20 protein-coding genes are annotated in these 23,543 nt (G+C 72.6%); 9 read left to right on the forward strand and 11 right to left on the reverse strand.

What is annotated here, in order from left to right; genetic code table 11:
- Positions 1 to 181 precede the first annotated feature (181 nt).
- On the reverse strand, positions 182 to 979 hold the full coding sequence (locus AB852_RS17360) for an Fpg/Nei family DNA glycosylase (protein ID WP_073789314.1): 798 nt from the start codon (positions 977 to 979) through the stop codon (positions 182 to 184).
- 167 nt (positions 980 to 1,146) lie between these two features.
- Positions 1,147 to 6,009: an ATP-dependent helicase gene (locus AB852_RS17365; RefSeq protein WP_073789316.1), complete on the reverse strand. Its 4,863-nt coding sequence runs from the start codon at positions 6,007 to 6,009 to the stop codon at positions 1,147 to 1,149.
- A gap of 120 nt (positions 6,010 to 6,129) precedes the next feature.
- Here AB852_RS17365 and AB852_RS17370 point away from each other — a divergent pair, with 120 nt between their 5' ends.
- Genes AB852_RS17370 through AB852_RS17380 form a run of 3 tightly spaced genes read left to right on the forward strand, consistent with a single transcriptional unit; the run spans position 6,130 to position 8,223 of the window.
- Entirely contained in the window at positions 6,130 to 6,990 is an 861-nt protein-coding gene (locus tag AB852_RS17370) for an AraC family transcriptional regulator (RefSeq protein ID WP_073789319.1), read from the forward strand.
- A gap of 1 nt (position 6,991) precedes the next feature.
- Complete coding sequence (locus AB852_RS17375) at positions 6,992 to 7,918, forward strand: AzlC family ABC transporter permease (protein ID WP_245876813.1); 927 nt, start codon at positions 6,992 to 6,994, stop codon at positions 7,916 to 7,918.
- Entirely contained in the window at positions 7,915 to 8,223 is a 309-nt protein-coding gene (locus AB852_RS17380; RefSeq protein WP_073789322.1) for an AzlD domain-containing protein, read from the forward strand. The genes AB852_RS17375 and AB852_RS17380 overlap by 4 nt, the downstream gene beginning before the upstream one ends.
- A 19-nt stretch (positions 8,224 to 8,242) precedes the next feature.
- On the opposite strand, the gene AB852_RS17385 is transcribed toward AB852_RS17380, so the two are convergent.
- Positions 8,243 to 9,238, reverse strand: coding sequence for a hypothetical protein (locus tag AB852_RS17385; RefSeq protein WP_073789325.1), 996 nt, complete (start codon positions 9,236 to 9,238; stop codon positions 8,243 to 8,245).
- 79 nt (positions 9,239 to 9,317) lie between these two features.
- Here AB852_RS17385 and AB852_RS17390 point away from each other — a divergent pair, with 79 nt between their 5' ends.
- From AB852_RS17390 to recX, 4 genes are all read left to right on the forward strand, one after another.
- Positions 9,318 to 9,512 carry a DUF3046 domain-containing protein gene (locus AB852_RS17390; protein ID WP_073789327.1) on the forward strand — a complete coding sequence of 65 codons (195 nt, stop codon included), beginning with the start codon at positions 9,318 to 9,320 and terminating at the stop codon, positions 9,510 to 9,512.
- A gap of 270 nt (positions 9,513 to 9,782) precedes the next feature.
- Positions 9,783 to 11,081 (forward strand): AI-2E family transporter, encoded by a 1,299-nt coding sequence (locus tag AB852_RS17395; protein WP_073789330.1) that lies wholly within the window; start codon positions 9,783 to 9,785, stop codon positions 11,079 to 11,081.
- Between the two features lie 402 nt (positions 11,082 to 11,483).
- Positions 11,484 to 12,608 carry a recombinase RecA gene (recA, locus tag AB852_RS17400; RefSeq protein ID WP_073789332.1) on the forward strand — a complete coding sequence of 375 codons (1,125 nt, stop codon included), beginning with the start codon at positions 11,484 to 11,486 and terminating at the stop codon, positions 12,606 to 12,608.
- Positions 12,609 to 12,611: 3 nt separating this feature from the next.
- Positions 12,612 to 13,364 carry a recombination regulator RecX gene (gene recX, locus AB852_RS17405; protein WP_073789334.1) on the forward strand — a complete coding sequence of 251 codons (753 nt, stop codon included), beginning with the start codon at positions 12,612 to 12,614 and terminating at the stop codon, positions 13,362 to 13,364.
- Positions 13,365 to 13,600: 236 nt separating this feature from the next.
- Here the strand turns inward: recX and AB852_RS17410 are convergent, their stop codons facing one another.
- The 8 genes from AB852_RS17410 to AB852_RS17440 all read right to left on the reverse strand — a co-directional run bounded on the left by AB852_RS17410 (position 13,601) and on the right by AB852_RS17440 (position 20,721).
- Positions 13,601 to 14,008 (reverse strand): rhodanese-like domain-containing protein, encoded by a 408-nt coding sequence (locus tag AB852_RS17410; RefSeq protein WP_073790368.1) that lies wholly within the window; start codon positions 14,006 to 14,008, stop codon positions 13,601 to 13,603.
- A 131-nt stretch (positions 14,009 to 14,139) separates the two neighbouring features.
- Positions 14,140 to 14,637: a cupin domain-containing protein gene (locus AB852_RS17415; RefSeq protein ID WP_245876814.1), complete on the reverse strand. Its 498-nt coding sequence runs from the start codon at positions 14,635 to 14,637 to the stop codon at positions 14,140 to 14,142.
- A 171-nt stretch (positions 14,638 to 14,808) separates the two neighbouring features.
- Positions 14,809 to 14,856, reverse strand: a complete 48-nt coding sequence (locus AB852_RS41645; protein WP_331454204.1) for a hypothetical protein — start codon at positions 14,854 to 14,856, stop codon at positions 14,809 to 14,811.
- A 252-nt stretch (positions 14,857 to 15,108) separates the two neighbouring features.
- Complete coding sequence (locus tag AB852_RS17420; RefSeq protein ID WP_073789339.1) at positions 15,109 to 16,701, reverse strand: FAD-dependent monooxygenase; 1,593 nt, start codon at positions 16,699 to 16,701, stop codon at positions 15,109 to 15,111.
- A 397-nt stretch (positions 16,702 to 17,098) separates the two neighbouring features.
- The gene (locus tag AB852_RS17425) at positions 17,099 to 18,049 is read right to left on the reverse strand and encodes an amino acid ABC transporter permease (protein WP_073789342.1); all 951 of its coding nucleotides are present in this window, start codon (positions 18,047 to 18,049) and stop codon (positions 17,099 to 17,101) included.
- Entirely contained in the window at positions 18,046 to 18,693 is a 648-nt protein-coding gene (locus AB852_RS17430) for an amino acid ABC transporter permease (protein ID WP_073789345.1), read from the reverse strand. Before AB852_RS17430 ends, AB852_RS17425 begins: the two co-directional genes overlap by 4 nt.
- Positions 18,694 to 18,846: 153 nt before the next feature.
- The gene (locus AB852_RS17435) at positions 18,847 to 19,764 is read right to left on the reverse strand and encodes a glutamate ABC transporter substrate-binding protein (RefSeq protein ID WP_073789348.1); all 918 of its coding nucleotides are present in this window, start codon (positions 19,762 to 19,764) and stop codon (positions 18,847 to 18,849) included.
- A gap of 180 nt (positions 19,765 to 19,944) precedes the next feature.
- A complete protein-coding gene (locus tag AB852_RS17440; RefSeq protein WP_073789350.1) occupies positions 19,945 to 20,721 on the reverse strand; it encodes an amino acid ABC transporter ATP-binding protein in 777 nt (258 codons plus the stop codon).
- A 533-nt stretch (positions 20,722 to 21,254) separates the two neighbouring features.
- Between AB852_RS17440 and AB852_RS17445 the strand changes: the two genes are divergently transcribed.
- Complete coding sequence (locus tag AB852_RS17445; RefSeq protein WP_073790369.1) at positions 21,255 to 21,953, forward strand: response regulator transcription factor; 699 nt, start codon at positions 21,255 to 21,257, stop codon at positions 21,951 to 21,953.
- A gap of 9 nt (positions 21,954 to 21,962) precedes the next feature.
- Entirely contained in the window at positions 21,963 to 23,366 is a 1,404-nt protein-coding gene (locus AB852_RS17450) for a sensor histidine kinase (RefSeq protein ID WP_073789352.1), read from the forward strand.
- Positions 23,367 to 23,543 lie beyond the last annotated feature (177 nt).

Genomic DNA, 23,543 nt, shown 5'->3' on the forward strand with positions numbered 1-23,543 from the left:
CGCAGACGTTGACGTGGGCGGAGGACGGCTGCCGGCGGGTGTGCGGGGGTGGGTGCGGGAACGTGTTGTGCGGGTGTGCCTGCGTGTTCCGGTGCGGGTGCGGGTGCGGGTGCGGGTGCGGGTGCGGCTTGAGGGTGGCCGGGGGACGGTTGTTCGGTGTGATGGTGCGGCGGGTGCGGGGTCAGGTCGGTGCGGGGCCGGGCTGGCAGGTGGGGCACCAGTACGTGGGGCGTGGGCGGGAACCGTCGCCCTGTTCGGCGCGGCGGATCGGGGTGCCGCACCGCCGACAGGGGCGGGGTGCCCGTCCGTAGACGAAGAGCCTCTGGTCCTCGCGCCCCGTGGTCGAGCGGTTCGGACGGTCCTGATTGGCGACGAGCAGCCGTCGCGCGAGTTCCGGGGTGTGGGCGGCGATGTCGGCGGGCAGGGCGCCGACCGGGGTCCAGGGCGTCACGCCGAGCAGGAAGCACAGCTCGGACTTGTAGACATTGCCGATCCCGGCGAGGTTGCGCTGGTCGAGCAAGGCTTCACCGAGAGGGCGCTCCGGTAGCGCGAGCAGGTTCACCAAGGCCTGGTCCGGGTCCCAGTCCGGACCGAGGAGATCGGGTCCGAGATGGCCCACGGCCCGGTGTTCGTCGCTGGTGCGCAGCACGTCCAGTACCGGCAGCCGGTAGCCGACTGCGGTGGACCGGGAGGTCCCGAGGACGGCACGGATCTGGTGGGTGGGGCCACCGCGCCAGCGTTCGGCGGGGCCGTAGACCTTCCAGGAACCGTCCATCCGCAGATGCGAGTGGACGGTGACCCCGCCTTCGACACGGGTGAGCAGATGCTTGCCACGCGGCACCACCTCAAGCACCGTCCGGCCCGTGAGGTCCACGGTGGCGAACCGGGGAACCCGCAGGTCGCAGTGGGTCAGCATCTGCCCGCCCAACGCGCGGTCCAGACGCCGCGCGGCCTGCCGGACGGTGTCTCCTTCTGGCATGGCTCCAGGGTCGCACGGGGGTGGGGGCGGGCGAGGCCGACGGTGGGGGGACGGGTGACGGGACGGGTGTCGCGGTCGGTGCCCGGTGCCCGTGCCGCGGGTCGGTGGCAGGTGGTGTCCAGTGCGCCCAGCGGCTCGCGGCTCGCGGCCGGTGGGTCGCCGTGCCGTCATACGCGCAGGCGCAGGCCCTTCGGTGTCGCGTGGAACCCGGCCGCTTCCAGGACCGTGCCCACGGACGAGGTCAGGGCCGGGGTGCCGTTGACGCGTTCCACGGTGACCGTCCCCAGGGAACCCGCGCGGGCGGCGGTCGCCAGGGCCTCCGCCGCCGTCACCAGCCGGGCGTCGTGCCGGTCGGCCGGGGTGTCGGGGTGGGTGGGCCAGGCGAGCAGGGTCTTGCCGCCGCGCTCCATGTACAGCGCCAGCTCACCGTCCACCAGGACGATCAGGGAGCCCGCCTTGCGGCCCGGCTTGTGCCCCGCTCCCGTCGGGGGCTCGGGCCAGGGCAGCGCGGCACCGTACGCGTTGGCCGGGTCGGCGGCGGCCAGCACCAGCCCGCGCGGAGCATCCGAGGGCCGCCCGCCGGGACCGGTACGGCGATGGGGCGGCGGGGTGACGCCGCGGTCGGCCGCGGTGGGGCGGCGGCCCCCGTTCTCGTCGAACGGGAAGTCCTCCAGGAAGTCCGGGATTCCGGGCCGGGCGATGCCCGGCCCGCCCGCCCCCGGGAGGCCGTCGGCTTCCCGCGTGGCGCCGGGGGACCCAGCCATGGCGCCGGGGAAGTCGCCCGACGCGCGGTCCCCGCGCTCCCGCGCGGTCGCGATGGCCCGCAGCCGGTCGACGGCCCCGTCCATCGCGAACTGCGCCGCGCCCAGTCCCTCGACCACATAGCCGCGCCGGGCCTGACCGCTGTCCTCGAAGACCGACAGCACCCGGTACATCGCGGAGAACCCGCCCTCGACGCCCTCCGCCGCGACGGCGCCACGGGTCACCACCCCGTGGCGGTCCAGCAGGGTCCGGGCGAGCGCGTGCGCGCGCAACGTCGCGTCGGGTTCGGCGGCGGGCAGGAGCGACCAGCGCCCGGCGACCGTGGGCGGGCCGCCGCGCGACACGGGTCGGGCACCCGCGGTGAGAGCGCCGTACCGCCCCCGGGGGACGGCCCGGCGGGCGCGATGCGCCGTCGACCCGGCCGTGCGGCCCGAGCCGAGGAGCGCCCGCAGGGGCGCGAGGGTGTCGTTGGTGAGCCTGCCCGACCAGGTGAGCTCCCAGAGGGCATCGGCGAGTTGGGGATCGGCCGCCTCGGGATGCGTGGTGGCCCGTACCTGGTCGGCGATCTGGCGGAAGAACAGCCCGTAGCCACCGGAGAGGATCGCGAGGACGGACTCATGGAGCCCCGTCAGCTCCAGCGGATGCGGCGGCGGAAGGAGCAGCGGCGCCGCGTCCGCCAGGTACAGGGAGATCCAGCCGTCCTTGCCCGGCAGGGCTCCCGCGCCCGCCCATACGATCTCCCCGGCCGCGGTCAGCTCGTCCAGCATGGTGGGGCCGTATCCGCCGACCCGGGACGGCAGGACCAGCTTCTCCAGCGCGGACGCGGGGACCGAGGCACCCTGCATCTGCTCGACGGCGCGCACCAGCCCGTCCGTCCCCCGCAGCCCACCGCGCTCGCCGACGTGCTGCCAGCGCGGCAGGAACTGCGCGAGCGCTGCCGGGGGCACCGGTTCCAACTCCTGCCGCAGCGCGGCCAGGGAGCGCCGGCGGAGCCGGCGCAGCACGGATGTGTCGCACCACTCCTGGCCGATGCCCGCCGGATGGAACTCGCCCTGGACGACCCGGCCGCTCGCCGCGAGCCGGTGGAGCGCTCCGTCGGTGACCGCCGGGCCGAGCCCGAACCGGGCCGCCGCGGCGGCCGAGGTGAACGGACCGTGCGTGCGCGCGTAGCGCGCGAGCAGGTCGCCCAGCGGGTCCTTGACGGGCTCCGTGAACGCTTCCGGGACCCCCACGGGCAGCGCTGTGCCCAGGGCGTCCCGCAGTCTGCCCGCGTCCTCCACGGCCGCCCAGTGCTCGGCCCCGGCGATCCGCACCGGGATCGCCCGCCGCGCGCCCGCCAGATCCCGGGCCCAGCTCTCCTCCGCGCCCCGCTCGGCCAGCTCCGCCGCCGTCAGCGGGCCCAGCAGCCGCAGCAGGTCCGCGACACCCTCCGCGTCCTTCGCCCGCCGGTCCTCGGTGCGCCACTGGAGCTCGCGCTCCAGCTCGGTCAGCACCTCCGCGTCCAGCAGTTCCCGCAGCTCGGCCTGGCCGAGGAGCTCCGCGAGCAGCCGGGAGTCCAGGGACAGGGCCGCCGCGCGCCGCTCGGCGAGCGGGGAGTCCCCCTCGTAGAGGAACTGGGCGACGTAGCCGAACAGCAGTGAGCGGGCGAAGGGCGAGGGCTCGGGTGTGGTGACCTCCACGAGCCGGACCCGGCGGGACTCGATGTCCCCCATGAGCTCTGTCAGGCCGGGTACGTCGAACACGTCCTGAAGGCATTCGCGGACCGCTTCGAGGACGATCGGGAAGGACCCGAACTCGCTCGCCACCTCAAGGAGCTGCGCCGCGCGCTGCCGCTGCTGCCACAGCGGGGTGCGCTTGCCGGGACTGCGGCGCGGCAGCAGCAGCGCGCGGGCCGCGCACTCGCGGAACCGGGCCGCGAACAGGGCCGATCCGCCGACCTGGTCGGTGACGACCTGGGCGACCTCGCCCTTGTCGAACATGACGTCCGCGGCGCCGATCGGCGCCTGCTCCGAGTCGTACTCGGTGCCCGCCCTGCCCGGTTCCCGGTCGAGGAGGTCCATGCCCATCAGATCGGCGTCCGGGAGCCGCAGCACCAGACCGTCGTCCGCGTGCATGACCTGGGCGTCCATGCCGTACCGCTCGGCGAGGCGGGCCCCGAGGGCGAGCGCCCACGGGGCGTGCACCTGCGCGCCGAACGGGGAGTGCACGACGATCCGCCAGTCGCCCAGCTCGTCCCGGAACCGCTCCACCACGATCGTGCGGTCGTCGGGTACGTGCCCGCACGCCTCCCGCTGCTCCGACAGATACGCGAGGACGTTGTCCGCGGCCCACGCGTCGAGCCCGGCGGCCAGCAGCCGCAGCCGGGCGTCCTCCTCGGACAGGGCGCCGACCTCCCGCAGGAACGCGCCCACCGCGCGGCCCAGCTCCAGCGGACGGCCCAGCTGGTCGCCCTTCCAGAACGGCAGCCGTCCCGGCACCCCGGGAGCCGGGGACACCAGTACCCGGTCCCGGGTGATGTCCTCGATCCGCCAGGAACTCGTACCAAGGGTGAACACGTCCCCGACGCGGGACTCGTAGACCATCTCCTCGTCCAGCTCACCGACCCGGCCGCCGCCCTTCTTGGGGTCGGCTCCGGCGAGGAACACCCCGAACAGCCCGCGGTCGGGGATGGTGCCGCCCGAGGTGACGGCGAGGCGCTGCGCGCCGGGGCGGCCCGTGACCGTACCGGCCACGCGGTCCCACACCACGCGCGGACGCAGCTCCGCGAACGCGTCGGACGGATAGCGGCCCGCCAGCATGTCCAGCACCGCCGTGAACGCCGAGTCCGGCAGCGACGCGAACGGGGCGGCCCGGCGGGCCAGCGCCAGCAGGTCGTCGGCCTGCCAGGTGTCCATCGCGGTCATCGCGACGAGCTGCTGCGCCAGTACGTCCAGCGGGTTCGCGGGGATGCGCAGCGACTCGATCGCTCCGACGCGCATCCGTTCGGTGACCACGGCGGACTGCACCAGGTCGCCCCGGTACTTCGGGAACACCACACCGGTCGACACCGCGCCCACCTGGTGTCCCGCGCGGCCGACCCGCTGGAGTCCGGAGGCGACCGACGGCGGCGACTCCACCTGGATCACGAGATCCACCGCGCCCATGTCGATGCCCAGCTCCAGACTGGACGTGGCCACCACGGCGGGCAGCCGGCCCGCCTTGAGGTCCTCCTCGACCAGCGCCCGCTGCTCCTTGGACACCGAGCCGTGATGGGCGCGCGCGATGACCGGGGGCGCCCCCTGGGCCGCGCCCGAACCGCCCATGAGCTCGGCGGGGGAGTGCGCCTCGTCGAGCGGGACGCCCGTCGCCCGCTCGTACGCGATCTCGTTCAGGCGGTTGCACAGGCGCTCCGCGAGCCGCCGGGAGTTCGCGAACACGATCGTGGAGCGGTGCGACTGCACCAGATCGGTGATGCGCTCCTCGACATGCGGCCAGATCGACGGCCGCTCACCGCCCTCCGCGGCGTCCGAGGCGGGGGAGCCGCCCAGCTCACCCAGATCCTGCACCGGCACCACCACCGACAGGTCGAACTCCTTGCCCGACGGCGGCTGCACGATCTCCACCCTGCGGTGCGGCGACAGATAGCGCGCGACCTCGTCCACCGGGCGGACCGTGGCGGACAGGCCGATACGCCGCGCGGGCCTCGGCAGCAGTTCGTCCAGCCGCTCCAGGGAGAGCGCCAGATGGGCGCCGCGCTTGGTGCCCGCCACCGCGTGCACCTCGTCCAGGATCACCGTCTCCACACCGGCCAGGGCCTCCCGGGTGGCCGATGTCAGCATCAGGAACAGCGACTCCGGGGTCGTGATCAGGATGTCCGGCGGGCGGGTCGCCAGGGCGCGGCGCTCGGCGGGCGGGGTGTCCCCGGACCGGATGCCGACCCGCACCTCGGGCTCCGGCAGTCCGAGCCGGACGGACTCCTGGCGGATACCGGTCAGCGGGCTGCGCAGATTACGTTCGACGTCCACCGCGAGGGCCTTCAGCGGGGAGATGTACAACACCCGGCACCGCTTGCGCGGATCGGCGGGCAGGGGCGCCGAGGTGAGCTGGTCCAGCGCGGCCAGGAAGGCGGCCAGCGTCTTGCCCGAGCCGGTCGGCGCGACGACCAGGACATCGGAGCCCTCACCGATCGCGCGCCACGCACCGGCCTGGGCGCTCGTGGGCGCGGAGAACGCCCCCGAGAACCAGCCGCGGGTCGCGGGGGAGAAAGCGTCGAGCGCGGACCTCACCATGCCCCCATCCTGCACCCCGCCACTGACAATCCGCTCCGACCTGGGCAAACGCCCTGGACCCGGCGTGGTGCGGGGACCCGTCCCCCGAGCCGGGCGGGCCCGGTGGCACAGAATGGGGCCATGTCCGGAGAGAGGGAGCGCGCACGGCACTGGCGGTACGCGGAACTGCCCGGTGTCGACCTGCTGCGGGCCCGTTACATCAGCAAGACCTTCGTGCGGCACACCCACGAGCACTTCGTGATCGCCGCGATCAGCCAGGGCGTCGAGATATTCCACCACGGCGGCTCCGACCAGTACGCGGGCCCCGGAAGCCTCGCCCTCGTCAACCCGGACACCTCGCACACGGGCCGCGCCGGAGGGCCCGAGGGCTGGCGCTACGGGGCGGTCTACCCCAGCCCCTGCCTGGTCGCCGAGATCGCCGCCGAGACCACCGGCATCCGGGGCGCGCCGGGTTTCACCAGCCCCGTCCTGGACGACCCGTACGCCGCGGAGCTGGTGCACCGGGTACTGCGGGCCGCCGACGAGGGCAACGCGCTCGCCGCCGACACCCTGCTGCGGGTGGCGGTCACCCGGCTGCTGCGACGGACCGGGGGCCCGCTGCCCCAGCGGACCGTCCGCTCCGCCGGAGGCGGCGTCGCCGCCCGCGCGCGTGCCGTGCTGGAGGAACGCATGGACCGGCCCCCGACCCTGGAGCGTCTCGCCACCGAGCTGGGCACCGGCCCGTTCGCCCTGCTGCGCGCGTTCCGCGACGCCTACGGCATGCCCCCGCACACCTGGCTCACCGACGCGCGCGTACGGCGTGTCCGCCGACTCCTCGACGACGGCACCGCCCCCGCCGACGCGGCCGTCGCCGTCGGCTTCACCGACCAGCCGCACCTCAACCGCCACTTCACCCGGATCGTCGGTGTCCCCCCGGGCGCCTACCAGCGCGAGCGCAAGAACGTACAAGACCCGACCGCCGGGCCGCCGTACCGTCGGTGACGTGGCAGAACAGACAGCGCCCGCACGCGCGGGCACCCCATCACCGGCCAAGAGCGACGCCGCCGTCGTCAGGGACGCCCTGGGCGTCGGGGTCGCCGTCGGACTCTCCGGCTTCGCCTTCGGCGTGACCGCGGCGGGCAGCGGCCTCACCCTGCTCCAGACCTGCGCCCTCAGCCTGCTCGTGTTCACCGGCGCGTCCCAGTTCGCGCTGGTGGGCGCCCTGGCCGCGGGAGGCAACCCGTACACGGCCGCCGCCGGGGCGTTCTTCCTCGGGGTCCGCAACACCTTCTACGGGCTACGGCTCTCCCAGTTGCTCGCCCTCCCGCGCGCGGTACGCCCGTTCGCCGCGCACTGGGTCATCGACGAGACGACGGCCGTCTCACTGGCCCAGCCCACCCGGCGCGCCGCCCGGATCGGCTTCACGGTGACCGGGGCCACCCTCTACGTGCTGTGGAACCTCACCACCCTCCTCGGCGCGCTGGGCGCCGAGGCCATCGGCGACACCGACGCCTGGGGGCTCGACGCCGCCGGACCCGCCGTGTTCCTCGCCCTGCTGGCGCCCATGCTCACGTCCACCACCGAACGCGCGGTCGCGGCCCTCGCCGTCGTCATCGGCCTCGGTCTGCTGCCCGTCCTGCCCGCCGGCGTGCCCGTCCTGCTCGCCGCGCTGGCCGCCCCCGCCGTCCTGTACGTCGCCGGCCGACGCTCCCCCGCGCGGGAGGACACCACGGACGACGCCCCCCATGGCACCGACGGGCGCGACGCCCACAACGGTCACCACCCGGACACCGCCGCGGACCCGGGCACCCGCACCGAGAGCGCTACGGGTACCGGCACCGGGACCGGCGCGGACACCGGCGACGACACGCACGACCAGCGCGGGGACGACCAGCGCGGGCGCGACGGCACGGGACAGGCGGAGCGATGACCGTATGGATCGCGATCGGCCTCACCGCAGTCAGCTGCTACGCGGTCAAGCTGCTCGGGCTGCTGGTGCCCGCGGGCGTCCTGGAGCGCCCGCTGGTCCGCCGTATGGCCGCCCTGGTGCCCGTCGCGCTGCTCGCCGCGCTCACCGCGCAGCAGACCTTCGCCGACGGCCGTGCCGTGGTCCTGGACGCCAGGGCCGCCGGGCTCGCCGCGGCCGCCGTCGTGCTGCTCCTGCGAGCCCCGTTCCTGTTCGTCGTCGCCGCCGCGGTGATCGTGACGGCCGGGGTGCGGGCCATGACCGGCTGAGCGGCTCCCCACGCCCGGCTCAGCCGATGGGCCGGCCGTGGGCCCGCAGCGTCCGCAGCGCGTCCAGGGTGACCAGGGGACGCCACTCCAGGGCCGTCCCCGGGGCCCAGAGGCGCCAGTGGATGGGCCAGCCCCCGTCGCTCTCCTGCTGCGCGGACAGCACGTCCAGCGACCGTGACATCTCGGCGTCCGTGAACCACGCGCGCGCCAGCGACCCGGGCGAGCGCGCGAAGTGGTGCGGGAAGTGGTGCTCCCGGGGCGCGTAACCGGGCGCCACGGGGAAGTCATCCAGCCGGTCGGGGTCCAGGACCGCGAGCCGCTGCTCGCGCACCAGCCGCCCCAGCCGGTCGGCCGCCGCCTGCGCGCGCGGGCGGTCCGGCACCGAGTCCAGGAACACGATCGCGGCCTCGACCTCGTAGGGGTGCGACTTCTCCAGCGACTCGACGGTGTGCCAGCAGAAGTCCGTCGCACGGAACAGCCAGGCGTGCCAGACGTCGTTGCGGTGCAGCAGTCCCACCACCGGGCCGGTCGCGAGGAGGTCCCCCGGAGGGTTGTCCACGATCGGCACGAAGGGTGCCGACGGATAGGCCCGCTGACGGGGCAGTACCGAGGGCAGCGCGCCGTCCGGGGTCGACACGGATGTCAGATGGCGGCACAGCCGCTCCACGCGCTGGCCGCCGCACCGCCCGATCGAGTCGAGGACGCCCAGCGCGTGGGCGGCGTGCAGCGGCTGGCTCACGGGTCCCCTGAGGTCCGGTTCGTCGCCGTAGCCGCCGTCCTCGGTGCGGTAGGCGTCGAGAGCGGTCTCCACGGCGTCGGCCCCGCCGTCGCCCGCGCCCAGGAACTCGTAGGCGAACCGGCGCTGCTCCAGCACCCGCGCGGTGAGCCACAGGAAGTCCGCCGCACGGGCGAGCGGCGTGTGCGCCGGGACGGGCTGCGGCGCCCCGGTCCCCGGGGCGGGGCGCGATGCCCCGGTGGACGTCGTGGGCAGGGGGAAAGCTCCGGATTCGGCCATGGCACGACCGTAGGGCCCGCCGCCCGCGCGAGGAGGCGTACCGGCTCGGCTGCACTCTCAGGGGCGGGATACTGGACGCATGCGGTTGACGGTCTTCAGACAGCGGATGACGGATCACTTCGGCGCCGGGTACGCAGACTCGTTCGCGCGCGACCATGTGATGACGGAGCTGGGCGGACGCACGGTGAACGAGGCGCTCGACGCCGGCTGGGAGGCGAAGGACGTGTGGCGCGCGGTGTGCCACGCGATGGACGTGCCCGCCCATCGGCGCTGATCACCCCCGTACCGGCCACCCCCGTACCGGCCACCCCCGTACCGGCCACGGCCGCCCGGGGACGACCCGCCGCCCGCACACGCGTGTGCGGGTCGCGCGTGGTCGCTCTGTGGGCCCACGGACAGCCACCACCCACGCACGCGCGCGGGTCGATGGACGACCCTCTGGGCCCGCCCGCGCGGGCCCCTGAGTATGCCCACGCACTCCCGCGGACGGTGGTTTCCGAGGGCGATGGGGTGGATTTCGTACACGGTGGGCGAGACTTGGGCCGTGGCACCCATTGACGAGACCGCGCGCATAGCCCAGGAACCCGCTTCGGAGGGCGCTCCGCCGCCCCCGCCCCCGCCGGGCACGGTGGCCGACCACAGCACCCGTATGCCCCGCTGGCTTCCCCGCGCGATCGTGCTGGCACTCGGGCTCTACGCGAGCTTCCAGCTCGGGAGCTGGGCGTTCCACCAGCTCACCGGGCTGCTGATCAACATCCTGATCGCGTTCTTCCTGGCCCTGGCCATCGAACCAGCCGTGAGCTGGATGGCGTCCCGGGGGATGCGCAGGGGGGCCGCCACCGGCACGGTGTTCCTCGGGATCGTGGTCGTCACGGCCGGTTTCGTGCTCCTCATGGGCTCGATGCTCGCCAGCCAGATCACGAGCATCGCCGAGGACTTCCCCAAGTACCTCGACTCCGTCATCAACTGGAGCAACACGACGTTCAGCACCGAGCTGAACCGCGTCAAGATCCAGGACAGTCTCGTCCGCTCGGACTGGCTCCAGAAGTATCTCCAGGACAGCGCGACGGGCGTCCTCGATGTCTCCGCGCAGGTACTGGGAGGTCTGTTCCAGCTGCTGACGGTCCTGCTGTTCTCGTTCTACTTCGCGGCGGACGGGCCACGGCTGCGGCGCGGGGTGTGCTCGGTGCTCCCGCCCGCGCGGCAGAGCGAGGTGCTGCGCGCGTGGGAGATCGCCGTCGACAAGACGGGCGGGTACCTGTACTCGCGCGGGCTCATGGCCATGGTGTCGGGCGTCGCGCACTATGTGCTGCTCCAGACCCTCGGTGTGCCGTACGCGCCCGCGCTGGCGGTGTGGGTCGGGCTCATCTCGCAGTTCATCCCGACCATCGGTACGTATCTGGCCGGTGCCCTGCCCATGCTGATCGCGTTCACCGTCGATCCCTGGTACGCGCTGTGGGTCCTCCTCTTCGTCCTCGTGTACCAGCAGTTCGAGAACTATCTCCTCCAGCCGAAGCTGACCGCCAGGACCGTCGACATCCACCCGGCCGTCGCGTTCGGCTCGGTCATCGCGGGCACGGCGCTGCTGGGCGCGGTGGGCGCGCTGATCGCCATCCCCGCGGTGGCGACCCTCCAGGCGTTCCTCGGGGCCTATGTGAAGCGGTACGACGTCACGGACGACCCCAGGGTCCAGGGGCACCGGCGCAAGGGGGCCAGGGGTGTGCTCACCCGGGTGCGGACCGTGCTGAGCGGTGCGGCGGCCCGGACCGGCTCCGCCGCTCCCGCCGCCTCCTCCGGCGCGGGAACCGTACCCAAGGCCGACACACCCGCCGGTAACGGGTGAAAACACCCGCCGGTAGCGGTCGGCGGCAGCGGGCCCGCGCCGGACAGTGAACCTGCCGGGCACCCTTTCGGGCGGTGCCCGGTCCCGCTCCGGGGCATCTCCCCGCCCTGCTCGGGCCCTTCCCCGCCACGTGCCCCGCCCCAGGTCAGGACGTGTGGCGGGATGAGTGGCGGGGCCGGTTCAGGCCCGCCCGTACCGGCCCGGACGTACGCTCGGTGGTGCCGCGTGGCTCGCTTGACACCAAAATCGAACATCCGTTCTTATGGGTGTCCGGGAGATGTCCAGCGGCGCTTCCGCCCCGAGTTATCCACAGGCTGGACCGGGCGTCGGGACCCATTGTCAGTGGCAGGCGTTAGCGTCTTGAACGTGAAGCGATCGACTCAAGTAAATCGGGTGGAACCCATGGCAGCAGGAACCGACCGCGAGAAGGCGCTCGACGCCGCGCTCGCACAGATTGAACGGCAGTTCGGCAAGGGCGCGGTGATGCGTCTGGGTGAGAGGCCGAACGAGCCCATCGAGGTCATCCCCACCGGATCGACCGCGCTCGACGTCGCCCTGGGGGTCGGCGGGCTGCCGCGCGGCCGGGTGGTGGAGGTCTACGGGCCGGAGTCCTCCGGCAAGACCACGCTCACCCTGCACGCCGTGGCGAACGCGCAGAAGCTCGGTGGGCAGGTGGCCTTCATCGACGCGGAGCACGCCCTCGACCCCGAGTACGCCAAGAAGCTCGGCGTCGACATCGACAACCTCATCCTGTCCCAGCCCGACAACGGCGAGCAGGCCCTGGAGATCACGGACATGCTGATCCGCTCCGGTGCTCTCGACCTCATCGTCATCGACTCCGTCGCCGCGCTGGTGCCGCGCGCGGAGATCGAGGGCGAGATGGGCGATTCCCACGTCGGCCTCCAGGCCCGGCTCATGAGCCAGGCCCTCCGGAAGATCACCAGCGCGCTCAACCAGTCCAAGACCACCGCGATCTTCATCAACCAGCTCCGCGAGAAGATCGGCGTCATGTTCGGCTCGCCGGAGACCACCACCGGTGGTCGCGCCCTGAAGTTCTACGCCTCGGTGCGGATCGACATCCGCCGTATCGAGACCCTGAAGGACGGCACGGACGCGGTCGGCAACCGCACCCGCTGCAAGGTCGTCAAGAACAAGTGCGCGCCGCCCTTCAAGCAGGCCGAGTTCGACATCCTCTACGGCCAGGGCATCAGCCGTGAGGGCGGTCTGATCGACATGGGCGTGGACCACGGCTTCGTCCGCAAGGCCGGTGCCTGGTACACGTACGAGGGTGACCAGCTCGGTCAGGGCAAGGAGAACGCCCGCAACTTCCTCAAGGACAATCCCGATCTCGCCAATGAGATCGAGAGGAAGATCAAGGAGAAGCTCGGTGTCGGTGTGAGGGTGGAGACCCCGGCCGTCGAGCCGGCCACGGACGCGGCCGTCCCCGCGCCCGCGGAGGACGCCAAGACGGTTCCCGCGCCAGCGGCCAAGATGACCAAGGCCAAGGCCACGGCGGCCAAGAGCTAGCCCGTGACACGGCGAACCGACTGGCCGGACCCCTGGGAGCCCGCCCGCCCCACGCGCCACGCGCGCGCGTCGGACGGCGACCGGGAGGACGACCCGGCGGCAGAGGAGTCCGGGGCCGTCCACCCCGGGCCCGGTGCCGTCGGTGCACCGGCCCATGAGGAGCACGGGCGCGGCGCCCGCCGGCGCGGCCGCCCCCGTGCCCACCAGGACAGCGGCTCCCCCTCCTCGTCGAGGGCCGAGAAGGGGGAGCCGCCCGGGGACCCGGCCGAGCGGGCGCGCGGGATCTGTCTGCGTCTGCTCACCGGCACCCCGCGCACCCGCAAGCAGCTCGCGGACGCCCTGCGCAAGCGGGAGATCCCCGACGAGGTCGCCGAGGAGGTGCTGTCCCGCTTCGAGGACGTCGGCCTCATCAACGACGGCGCGTTCGCCGACGCCTGGGTCGAGTCCCGTCACCACGGCCGGGGCCTCGCCCGGCGCGCCCTCGCCCAGGAACTGCGCACCAAGGGCGTCGACGCCACCCTCATCGAGGAGGCCGTGTCCCAGCTGGACTCCGACCAGGAGGAGTCCACCGCCCGCGAGCTCGTGGCCCGTAAGCTGCGCGCCACCCGTGGGCTCGACCGTGACAAGCGGCTCCGCCGCCTCGCGGGGATGCTGGCCCGCAAGGGCTACTCCGAGGGCCTGGCCCTCAGAGTCGTACGCCAGGCACTGGAGCAGGAGGGCGAGGACACGGACGAGTGGGGGTACCCGCAGGAGTGAGCCGGGCGCCCCGCCGGGCTCCGGCCCGGCCGCACAGGTCGTGGGCCGCCGCAGGCGCGGGCCAGCGCAGGCGTGGGCCGCCAGGGAGGGAGGGCACCCTTCACCCGGGCGCCCTCCACGACGGACCGTTAGCCGTTAGCCGTTAGCCGTTAGCCGTTAGCCGTTAGCCGTCAGCCACCGCAACCGGCCACCGGCCTGCGTACCCGCTCACCGCCCGTTCGTCGGCGGAAGAGGAATTAGTTCGCCGTCCTGGGGTGGGCCGCCTCGGGTTCCGTGACCGGCAGTCGTGCCGCCTTCCACGCCTGGAACCCGCCGATCAGATCCGTCGCCCGGTGCAAGCCCAGCCCCCGCAGCGACTCGGCGGCCAGGCTCGACGCGTAGCCCTCGTTGCAGACGACCACCACCCGCAGGTCGTGACCCGTCGCCTCGGCCGCGCGATGGCTGCCCTGCGGGTCCAGCCGCCACTCCAGCTCGTTGCGCTCGACCACGAGGGCCCCGGGGATCAGCCCGTCACGATTCCGCAGGGCCGCGTACCGCGTGTCGACCAGCAGGGCGTCACCGGCCCGCGCGGCGGCGTACGCCTCCTCGGCGGTCACCCGGTCGAGTCCGGCGCGCGCCTGCTCCAGCCGGTCGTCGATGGACACCTTCGCCGGACGGCCGTCGGTCTGGAGGGAACCGCCGGTGCGGCTGCCCCGGGCCGACTCCTCCCGGCGGACGTCGTCCCTCTCGGATCGCGTCACGGATCGCGTCACCGTGGTCGGCGTACCTTCGTCGCTCACTGCCAGTCCTCCGGACGTTCGACCTGCTCCAGTCGCAGGACCTGCCCCGAGCGGCTGAAGCGCCGGATCCGGGGCAGCGGCGGGTAGTAGGCGTGCACGGAGACGGCGTGTTCGGTCACCGACTCGTTCAGCACCTCGTGCACATGATGCTGGCCGAAGGCGCGTCCCTGGCCGGCGGTCAGCCGTCGTTCCCGGTCGAGTCCCTCGGTGAGTTCGAGGGTCCGCCAGCCGTCGCTGGGCAGTCGCGCGCTCAGGGAGTGTTCCTTCAGCTCACCGCGCGCGGTGAGGAAGGCGCCGACGGACTCGGCGTGGTCGTGCCAGCCGGTGCCCGTCCCGGGCGGCCAGCCGATGAGCCACGCCTCACTGCCTCCCGGGCCCTCGATCCGGACCCAGGTACGGCCCTCGGGGTCCAGGGGCAGGGAGGCGATGAGGCCGGTGTCCGCGGCGGCGCGGCGGACGAAGTCGAGGAGTTCCGCCTGCGCGGGGGGTCGCACGGACCCGGGGGCGGAAGAGGAGGGGGCTACGGACGCGGAAGGGGACACGGTGCCGTCCTGGAGGTTCGCAGGGGTCACGCGCCGGACACGGACGGGACGCGGCGTACACGGAGGTACGCGCGTACGGAAAGCGGAACCGTACGGCGGCGGCGTGGGAAGAGGGGAGCGAAGTCAGCAGGACGAGCGACACACGCAGCCCGCGTAGCGGACGAGGTCCATATGGACCCTCCGCCACAGGCGCACATCGGTGTCGGTCACGTTCCGGAGTAGACCATGGTGCCGAAAGACCGGTCAACCGAGTGTCGCAGTACGGACGTCGCACGGGGCAAACGGCCACGGAGCGTGTGCGATCCGGCGTGCGCCCCGTGATCCGGTGCCCCGACCGACCCCGTCAGGACGGTCCCGCCGGGTCGGCCGGGACGCCGGTGCTCCCGGTGCTTCCCCCGGGAACACGCCCACGCGCGCGGGGTGTCATCCGGCGTCGGACGTCTCCGTGGCCTCCCCGGCCCCGCCCAGCGCGATATCGGCCGCCGCGTACAGCGCGCCGGGCTGGACGCCGTTGAAGGCGGCCACCAGATGTCCGTCCGGACGGATCAGCAGCACGGTGTGCGCCGCGGCCCGGGGGTACGACTCCGTGACGAGGAGTTCGGCACGGCAGGGGAGCGCGGCCACCGCCGCCGTGAGCCGGGGCATGATCCCGGCACCGGCCCAGTGCCGCCGTTCCCACACCCCGGTGCCGGGCGCGACCAGGAGCACGATCAGATGGTCGAGGCCCAGCCGCTCGCGCAACCGCACGAAGGAGCCGTCCTCTGCCGTCACCCGCACATCCACGGCGAGCGCCCCCACGGGGGTGCCCACCGGCACGGATTCGGGGAACGGCGCGGGGGTCAGGGGTGAGCCCGCGTGGGTGCCGGGCGCGCCGAGCGGGCCGCGCCCCAGATGACCGTCCGTGAGCAGGGCGTCATGCCCACGGGTGGTGCCGGGGACATAGGCCCGCAGCCCGCCCGACCCGCGCAGCGCCGGGAGCGACTGGTCGGCGGCGCGCAGCCGGGCGGCCACCAGGGCCCGGCGCTCGGTCTGATAGCTGGCCAGCAGTTCGTCCGAGGGGCCGTGGTGCCAGGCGTGGGCGAGCTTCCAGGCGAGGTTCTCGGCGTCGCGCAGCCCCTCGTCGAGACCCTGGGTGCCGAGGGCGCCGAGCAGATGGGCGGCGTCCCCGGCGAGGAAGGCCCGTCCGACGCGCCATCGGCGGGCCAGCCGGTGGTGGACGGTGTGGACCCCGGTGTCGATGAGTTCGTAGGGCGGTGTGACTCCGCCGTTCCAGCCGGTGAGGGTCTCGTGGACACGTGCGACGAGTGCCTCGGGGGTGACCAGTTCGTTCCTCGGGGGCAGCAGCCAGTCGAGGCGCCACACCCCGTCGGCCAGTGGCCGGCCGGTCACCTCGCTGCCGGAGAGCCGCCAGGGCGGCATTCGGTGCAGCAGCGCCTCGCCGGCCCAGGGGAGTTCGGTGCGGAGCGCGGCGACCGCGTGGCGTTCGACGGCGGTCCGGCCCGGGAAGCGGATGTCGAGCAGCTTGCGGACGGTGGACCGCGGGCCGTCGCATCCGACCAGGTAACTGCCGCGCCACCAGGTGCCCTTGGGGCCCCGGGTGTGGACGGTCAGACCGGACCGCTCCTGTTCGATCGCGTCCACCCGGCTGTCGACGGAGACCTTGACGAGGGTCTCCTTGGCGATCGCGTCGCGCAGCGCGGCGGTCAGCGAGTGCTGGGCGAGGTGGACCGGCGACGGATCGGCGTCGTCGAAGGTGACCTGCTGCACCAGCTGCTTGCGGCGCTGGGCGCGCCAGCCCGTCCAGCGCGTCCCGACGCCCGCTTCCGTGAGCGGGGTCCCGGTCAGCCGCTGGACGAGCTGCGCCGTGTCGTCGCGCAGGACAGCGGTCCGCGCGGGGCGCTGCTCGTCCTTGCCGGGGCCCTCGTCGAGCAGGACGCACGGTACGTCGTGCCGTGCGAGCGCGAGGGAGAGCGTGAGCCCCACCGGGCCCGCTCCGACGACGATCACCGGGTCCACGGTGTGGCGCCCCCTGCCCGGAGAGGTGTCCGTGACGGCTGGTCAGATGTACGGAACGTACTGCGGCGGAACAACGGAGCAGGGTGCGCGATCACAGAACGTATGCAACCCATTGCCGGTGCTTGCGTCAAGCGACGAAGGCAGTGGCGAGCACGCCACTGCCTTCCTGGGCACACATTCAGCTCACACGACGTCAGATGACCACGTTACGCGACCTGTGCCGCGCCGCACACCCCGCCTCGGACCGCCCGGCCGGGCGCGGTGCCGGGAGCTCTCAGGGAGCCGCCCGGGGAGCCCTCTGGAAGGCCGCCGAGCCCGAATGAAGCCCCCGGAAGGCCGCCCGGGAGCCCCCAGGGAGACCCTGCGGACTCCCGGGGCGGCGCCAGGGCGGCCGTTCTCAGGGCAGGTCGGACTTCTTGACGCCCGCCGCTTCCACGGCCGGGCCTTCCCCGGCCGGCTGGGCGGGGATCATGTCCGAGGGCTCCGGACCGGTGGTCGCGGCGACCGCGATCCCGGTCTTGGTCCGGCTGCCGCGTCGCTCGATCCAGCTCGCCAGCGACGCCAGCGCCAGACAGAGGGTGACGTAGATGGCGCCCACGACGATGACGACGGGTGTGATCGGGTTCTCGCCGTTCACGATGATGTTGTTGGCCATCTCGCGGGCCTCGAACAGCAGCTCCGGGTAGAGGATGATGTAGCCGAGCGAGGTGTCCTTCAAGGTCACCACGAGCTGGCTGATGACCGTCGGCAGCATCGAGCGCACCGCCTGCGGCAGCAGCAGCATCGTCATCACCTGCGACTTGCGCAGACCCAGCGCGTACGCCGCTTCCACCTGTCCGCGCGGGACGGCGTTGATCCCCGCGCGCAGGACCTCCGCCTGGACGCATCCGTTGTAGACGCTCAGCCCGATGACCAGGGCCCAGAAGGCGGTGTTGTCGCCGATGGGGCCGAGGCTGTCCCGGTAGGACAGGAAGACGACCCACAGCGCGTAGATGGTGATCAGCAGCGGGATCGCGCGGAACAGCTCGATGAACCAGGTGGCGGCCAGACTGACCGGCTTGTGGTCGGACAGCCGGGCCACCGCGAGCAGCAGCCCCAGCACCAACGACAGCAGGCCCGCGATGGCGAACACCTTCAGGGTGCTCAGCAGGCCGTCCCGGATGTCGGCGCGCACCCCGGCGTTGTTGAAGATGTTCCAGACCTCGGGCTCCAGCTGGCCCTTGACGTTCAGCCGGTACACGGCGAACACGATCAGGGCGAGCACGGCCGCGGAGCCGACCACGGTGTAGACGCGGTTGCGTACGCGGGCCTTGGGCCCCGGTGTGTCGTACAGGACGCTCGAACTCATCGGGCGACCCCCATGCGTCGCTCCAGCAGCCGGAACATGCCGCTGATGGTGAAGGTGATGATCAGGTAGCCGAGGGCCACCCACAGGAAGATCCAGGCGATCGCGAAGCCCTGGTCACTGAGGAGTTTCTGGACGCCGAACAGTTCGGTGGCGCTGAAGGCGCCCGCGATGGCGGAGTTCTTCGTCAGCGCGATGAAGATCGAGCTGAGCGGCGGCAGCACGGTCCGGGTCGCCTGGGGCAGCACGATCAGCCGCAGGGTCTGGAAGAACGACATCCCGAGGGAGCGCGCGGCCTCGGCCTGGCCCAAGGGGACCGTGTTGATGCCGGAGCGCACGGCCTCGCAGACGAACGCAGAGGTGTAGCAGCCCAGTGCGAGCAGGGCCTTCGTCCAGGGACTCAGCCCCGGCATGAAGATGACCGGCACCACGAACCAGGCGACGAGGAAGAGCAGCGTCAGGGGGGTGTTGCGGAAGAGGGTCACCCAGGCCGTGCCGAAGTAGCGCAGCGGGGGGACGGGGGAGACACGGAATCCGGCGATGATGACACCCAGCAGCATCGCGAGCAGCCCGCTGGCCAGCGTCAGCAGGATGGTGCCGATGAAACCCTCGCGGAACTCCGGGAGATGGTCGAGCAGTACGTTCACGGGGATGTCCTCGTGGGCGGCGGGCGGGCAGGGAGGGCCGCCGCCGGACGTGTCCTGGGGAGGAGCCGTCCGGGGCGGCCGGAGTGCTGCCGGGGAACCGGGGACCTCCTCACGGCCGTCGGAGGACGGCCGCGGGAGGTGTCAGGGAGCGGCTCAGTAGCGTTCGAGCGCCGGGGGCTCGATGTACGAGGAGCCGGACAGGCCGAGCGTCGCGTCGTACGCCTTCTTGTAGTCGCCGTTCTTCTGGTGCGCCTCGACGGCGTCCGACACGGCGGTCCGCAGGGCCTTGTCGTCCTTGTTCATGCCGATGCCGTAGGGCTCCTTGGTGAACGTCTTGCCGACCACCTTGAGCTTCTCCGGGCGCTGCGCGGCGTAGCCCTTGAGGATCGCGTCGTCCGTGGTGACGGCGTCGACCTCCTTGTTCAGCAGCTGCTGCACGCACTCGGAGTACTTGGAGAGCTCGACCGTCTTGGCGCCGTACTTGGGCTTCTTGATCTCCGTGAGCGGGGTGGAGCCCTTGATGGAACAGACCGTCTTGCCCTTGAGGGAGTCCGACCCGGTGATGGCGGTGTCGTCCTTGCGGACCAGCAGGTCGGCGCCCGCGAGGAAGTACGGACCGGCGAAGCCGACCTGCTTCTTGCGCTCGGGGTTGATGGTGTATGTGCCGACGTACAGGTCGACCTCGCCCTTGGAGATGGCGGTCTCGCGGACGTTCGAGTCGACGGTCTTGAACTCGATCTTGTCGGCCGCGAAGCCGAGGTCGGCGGCGACCATCTTGGCGATCTCGATGTCGAAGCCGGACCGCTCGCCGTCGGTGGCCTCGAAGCCGAGGAACGGCTGGTCGTTCTTGGCGCCGATCACGAGCTTGCCCTTGCCCTGGGCCTTCTTGAGGACCGGGGAGTCCACGGCCACGTCCTTGGCGACCGTGTAGGTGGGCAGCTTCGGGGCGTCCTTGCCGTCGGTGCCCCCGGCGGGCTTGTCACCGGCGTTGCCGGACTCGCCGCCGCAGGCGGTCAGGGTGAGCGCGAGTACGGCGATCGCCGCCACAGCGGCGGAGTTGCGGAGCTTCATCAGGGGGCATCCTTCGTGTCGGCGGGAACAGCGAGATCGGCGGAGCGGCGGAATCGGCGCGTACGGCGTTCGTCGGGGCGCGGGCACCTCGCCCGCGGTCCGAAGTGGCGGAAGACGCCCGGGAAGGGCCTTGGAGGGCCTTCCCGGGGCGTCTGCGGCCGTCGGGCGGCCGGGCGGAGGTCAGTGGTGCAGGATCTTCGACAGGAAGTCCTTGGCGCGGTCGCTGCGCGGGTTGTTGAAGAACTGCTCCGGGACCGCTTCCTCCACGATGCGGCCGTCGGCCATGAAGACGACCCGGTTGGCGGCGGAGCGGGCGAAGCCCATCTCGTGGGTGACGACGACCATCGTCATACCGTCACGCGCGAGCTGCTGCATCACCTCCAGGACCTCGTTGATCATCTCCGGGTCCAGTGCGGAGGTGGGCTCGTCGAAGAGCATCACCTTGGGGTCCATCGCCAGCGCCCGCGCGATCGCCACGCGTTGCTGCTGACCGCCGGAGAGCTGCGCCGGGTACTTGTCCGCCTGAGTGCCGACACCGACGCGGTCCAGCAGCGCGCGCGCCTTCTCCTCCGCGGCCTTCTTCTCGGTCCTGCGGACCTTGGTCTGCCCCAGCATCACGTTCTCCAGCACCGTCTTGTGCGCGAAGAGGTTGAACGACTGGAAGACCATGCCGACATCGGCCCGCAGCCGGGCCAGCTCCCGCCCCTCCTGGGGCAGCGGCCGGCCGTCGATCGTGATGGCACCCGAGTCGACCGCCTCCAGCCGGTTGATCGTGCGGCACAGGGTCGACTTGCCCGAACCGGAGGGCCCGATGACGACAACGACCTCACCACGGGTGATGGTCAGATCGATGTCCTGGAGCACATGCAGCGCGCCGAAGTGTTTGTTGACGTTCTTCAGCACGACCAGTTCGTCGGCGGTGGGTGCGGCGTCCTTGGTCACCGACACTTCAGTCATCGGCCATAGCTCCGTCCTCGTCGGTTGGGAGGACAGTAGTGACGCTCCGATGCCATAGTCAGTACATCTGAGGGGAACTTGAGCATAACGATCTGATCGCGCACACTCACGTTGTGTGAGGATCGCACCACGCTCGCGTACCGGGTGGGTAACGGAACGCGTCGTGCCTCCGATCGCCCTTGACGTGGTCCTTTGTCATCGGAGTGGATGCGTGGACACGTGTGGGAACGGGAATCGCGCGTGCGTACCGGCGGGGGTGGGACAGCGTTCACGGGGAATCGGCCGCGGCTGTCCCGTCCGGCGTCCCGGTCACGTCCCGTCCGGCACCCCCGGTCGCGGCGGACCGGCGCCCGCCGCACAGCGTGGTCCGCCCGGCGACGGGCACCCGCGCGTGGGGCACACTCCGCCTCACCGCGGGGCACGGTACGCCCGGTCCCCGGACCGGCACCCGCCCACCGACAACAGGTGTACAGGCCGACGACGACGTACGGACGTACCGGAACGGAACCGAACGTGAACTGGAGGGAGCCCGCATGAGACTCCTCCTCGTCGAGGACGACGACCATGTCGCCGCCGCCCTGTCCGCGGTGCTGGCACGGCACGGCATCCGTGTCGTCCACGCCCGCAGCGGTGAGGAGGCCCTGCGCGCGCTGCTGCCCGACACGGCACCCGACCAGCCGCCGTTCGCCGTGGTCCTGCTCGACCTCGGGCTGCCCGACCAGGACGGCTACGAGGTCTTCGGCAAGATCCGCAAACGCACCGGCACCCCCGTGATCATGGTGACGGCACGCTCCGACGTACGGTCCCGGATACATGGCCTCAACCTCGGCGCCGACGACTACGTCGTCAAGCCCTACGACACGGGTGAGCTCCTCGCGCGCATCCACGCCGTGAGCCGACGCGGCGCCCCGGGCGAGACGGCCACCACCGCGTGCGACGAACTCCGGCTCGGGCCCGTGCACATCGAACTGCCCAACCGGCGCGTCAGCGTCGACGGCACCCCCGTCCAGCTCACCCGCAAGGAGTTCGACCTGCTGGCACTGCTCGCCCAGCGCCCCGGTGTCGTCTTCCGGCGGGAGCAGATCATCAGCGAGGTGTGGCGCACCAGCTGGGAGGGCACGGGACGCACCCTGGAAGTGCATGTCGCGTCCCTGCGCTCCAAACTGCGGATGCCCGCCCTCATCGAGACCGTCCGTGGCGTGGGCTACCGGCTCGTCGCCCCGGCACCGTAGAGGCCGAGGGTGCGCGCACGTCTTCTCCCGCTGCTCATCGTCCTGATGGCGGGTGTCCTGCTCGCCCTCGGCTTCCCGCTGGGGGCGAGTGTCGCGGCACAGGAACAGCAGACCGTCGTCATCGACCGGATCGACGACACGGCACGGTTCGCGTCGCTGGCCCAGTTCGTCACCGCGCGCGGCACCGGCTCCCGGGTGTCCACCACCGACGAACGCCGGGAGACCCTCCAGCAGGAGCTCTCCCGCTACCACGAGGTCTACGGGATCAGGGCCGGCGTCTACTTCCGCGACGACGCGCCCATGGCCAGCGCCCCCGCGAACTGGGCCCTGCCCGAACAGGGCGACGTCCGTGACGCGTTCGACGAGGCCCTGCTGTCGCGCCCCGGTCACGACCCCGCGCAGGTGTGGCCCTGGGAGCGCGGCCGACTGGTGGTGGCCTCCCCGGTCATCAGGGACGGCGACGTGATCGCCGTCGTCGTCACGGACTCGCCGACCGGGCAGATGCGGTACAAGACCCTGCGCGGCTGGCTGCTGATCGCCTTGGGTGAGGCGGCGGCGATGCTCGTCGCCGTCGGCGCCGCGCTCCGGCTGACCGGCTGGGTCCTGCGCCCCGTCCGCGTCCTGGACGCCACCACCCACGACATCGCCACCGGGCGGCTGAAGTCACGCGTGGCGCCCTCCGGCGGCCCTCCGGAACTCCGACGTCTGGCCCGGTCGTTCAACGAGATGGCCGACAACGTCCAGGACGTCCTGGAACAGCAGCGCGCCTTCGTCGCCGACGCGTCCCACCAGCTGCGCAATCCGCTGTCGGCGCTGCTGCTGCGCATCGACCTGCTCGCCCTGGAGCTCCCGGAGGACAACGCCGAGATCGCCTCCGTGCGCACCGAGGGCAAGCGGCTCGCCCAGGTCCTCGACGATCTGCTCGATCTGGCCCTGGCCGAGCACGCCGAGGCGGATCTGCGGCTCATCGACGTCGGCGCGCTCACCGCCGAGCGTGCCGACGCGTGGCGGCCCGTCGCCGACGACAAGGGCGTCCACCTGCGGCACCGCACCCCCGCGGTCACGGCGTGGGCCGATCCGATCGCCCTGTCCAGCGCGCTGGACGCGGTCATCGACAACGCCCTCAAGTTCACCCCCGGGGGAGCGGAGGTGGGCGTCACGGTCACCGCCGAGGGAGGCTGCTCCACGATCGTCGTGACGGACGGCGGCCCCGGCCTCACCGACGAGGAACTGGCCAGGGTGGGGGACCGGTTCTGGCGCAGCGCCCAGCACCAGAACATCAAGGGCTCGGGCCTCGGCCTGTCCATCGCCCGCGCCCTGCTGACCCCCGGCGGCGGACGTATCGAGTACGCCCGTGACGAGCCGGGCGGCCTGCGGGTGACCGTCACGCTGCCGCGTACGCGGGGCGAATGACGGGGGAGCCTTTCTGAGGGCCGAGGGCCCTCCAGGCGTCCGGGGCTCCGCCTGGCCCCCGGAACGGGCTCCACGGGGCGCCCAGGGCCCGCCGGAGCCGTCTCTGACCCTGGGGGCGAGGCATCTCCTGGTCGCCGGCGCCGGGTAACGCGGGCCAGGGCCAGTGCCGCGAGCCTC

The organism is Streptomyces uncialis (genome assembly GCF_001905345.1).
Taxonomy (GTDB): Bacteria; Actinomycetota; Actinomycetes; order Streptomycetales; family Streptomycetaceae; genus Streptomyces; species Streptomyces uncialis.

Bases quoted from the DNA above. Each gene is read 5' to 3' on its own strand.
- AB852_RS17385 (WP_073789325.1), bottom strand. From the start codon at position 9,238: ATGGCCGAATCCGGAGCTTTCCCCCTGCCCACGACGTCCACCGGGGCA.
- AB852_RS17440 (WP_073789350.1), bottom strand. From the start codon at position 20,721: ATGACTGAAGTGTCGGTGACCAAGGACGCCGCACCCACCGCCGACGAA.
- AB852_RS17435 (WP_073789348.1), bottom strand. From the start codon at position 19,764: ATGAAGCTCCGCAACTCCGCCGCTGTGGCGGCGATCGCCGTACTCGCG.
- AB852_RS17445 (WP_073790369.1), top strand. From the start codon at position 21,255: ATGAGACTCCTCCTCGTCGAGGACGACGACCATGTCGCCGCCGCCCTG.
- AB852_RS17360 (WP_073789314.1), bottom strand. From the start codon at position 979: ATGCCAGAAGGAGACACCGTCCGGCAGGCCGCGCGGCGTCTGGACCGC.
- AB852_RS17425 (WP_073789342.1), bottom strand. From the start codon at position 18,049: ATGAGTTCGAGCGTCCTGTACGACACACCGGGGCCCAAGGCCCGCGTA.
- recA (WP_073789332.1), top strand. From the start codon at position 11,484: ATGGCAGCAGGAACCGACCGCGAGAAGGCGCTCGACGCCGCGCTCGCA.
- AB852_RS17365 (WP_073789316.1), bottom strand. From the start codon at position 6,009: ATGGTGAGGTCCGCGCTCGACGCTTTCTCCCCCGCGACCCGCGGCTGG.
- AB852_RS17380 (WP_073789322.1), top strand. From the start codon at position 7,915: ATGACCGTATGGATCGCGATCGGCCTCACCGCAGTCAGCTGCTACGCG.
- AB852_RS17390 (WP_073789327.1), top strand. From the start codon at position 9,318: ATGCGGTTGACGGTCTTCAGACAGCGGATGACGGATCACTTCGGCGCC.
- AB852_RS17370 (WP_073789319.1), top strand. From the start codon at position 6,130: ATGTCCGGAGAGAGGGAGCGCGCACGGCACTGGCGGTACGCGGAACTG.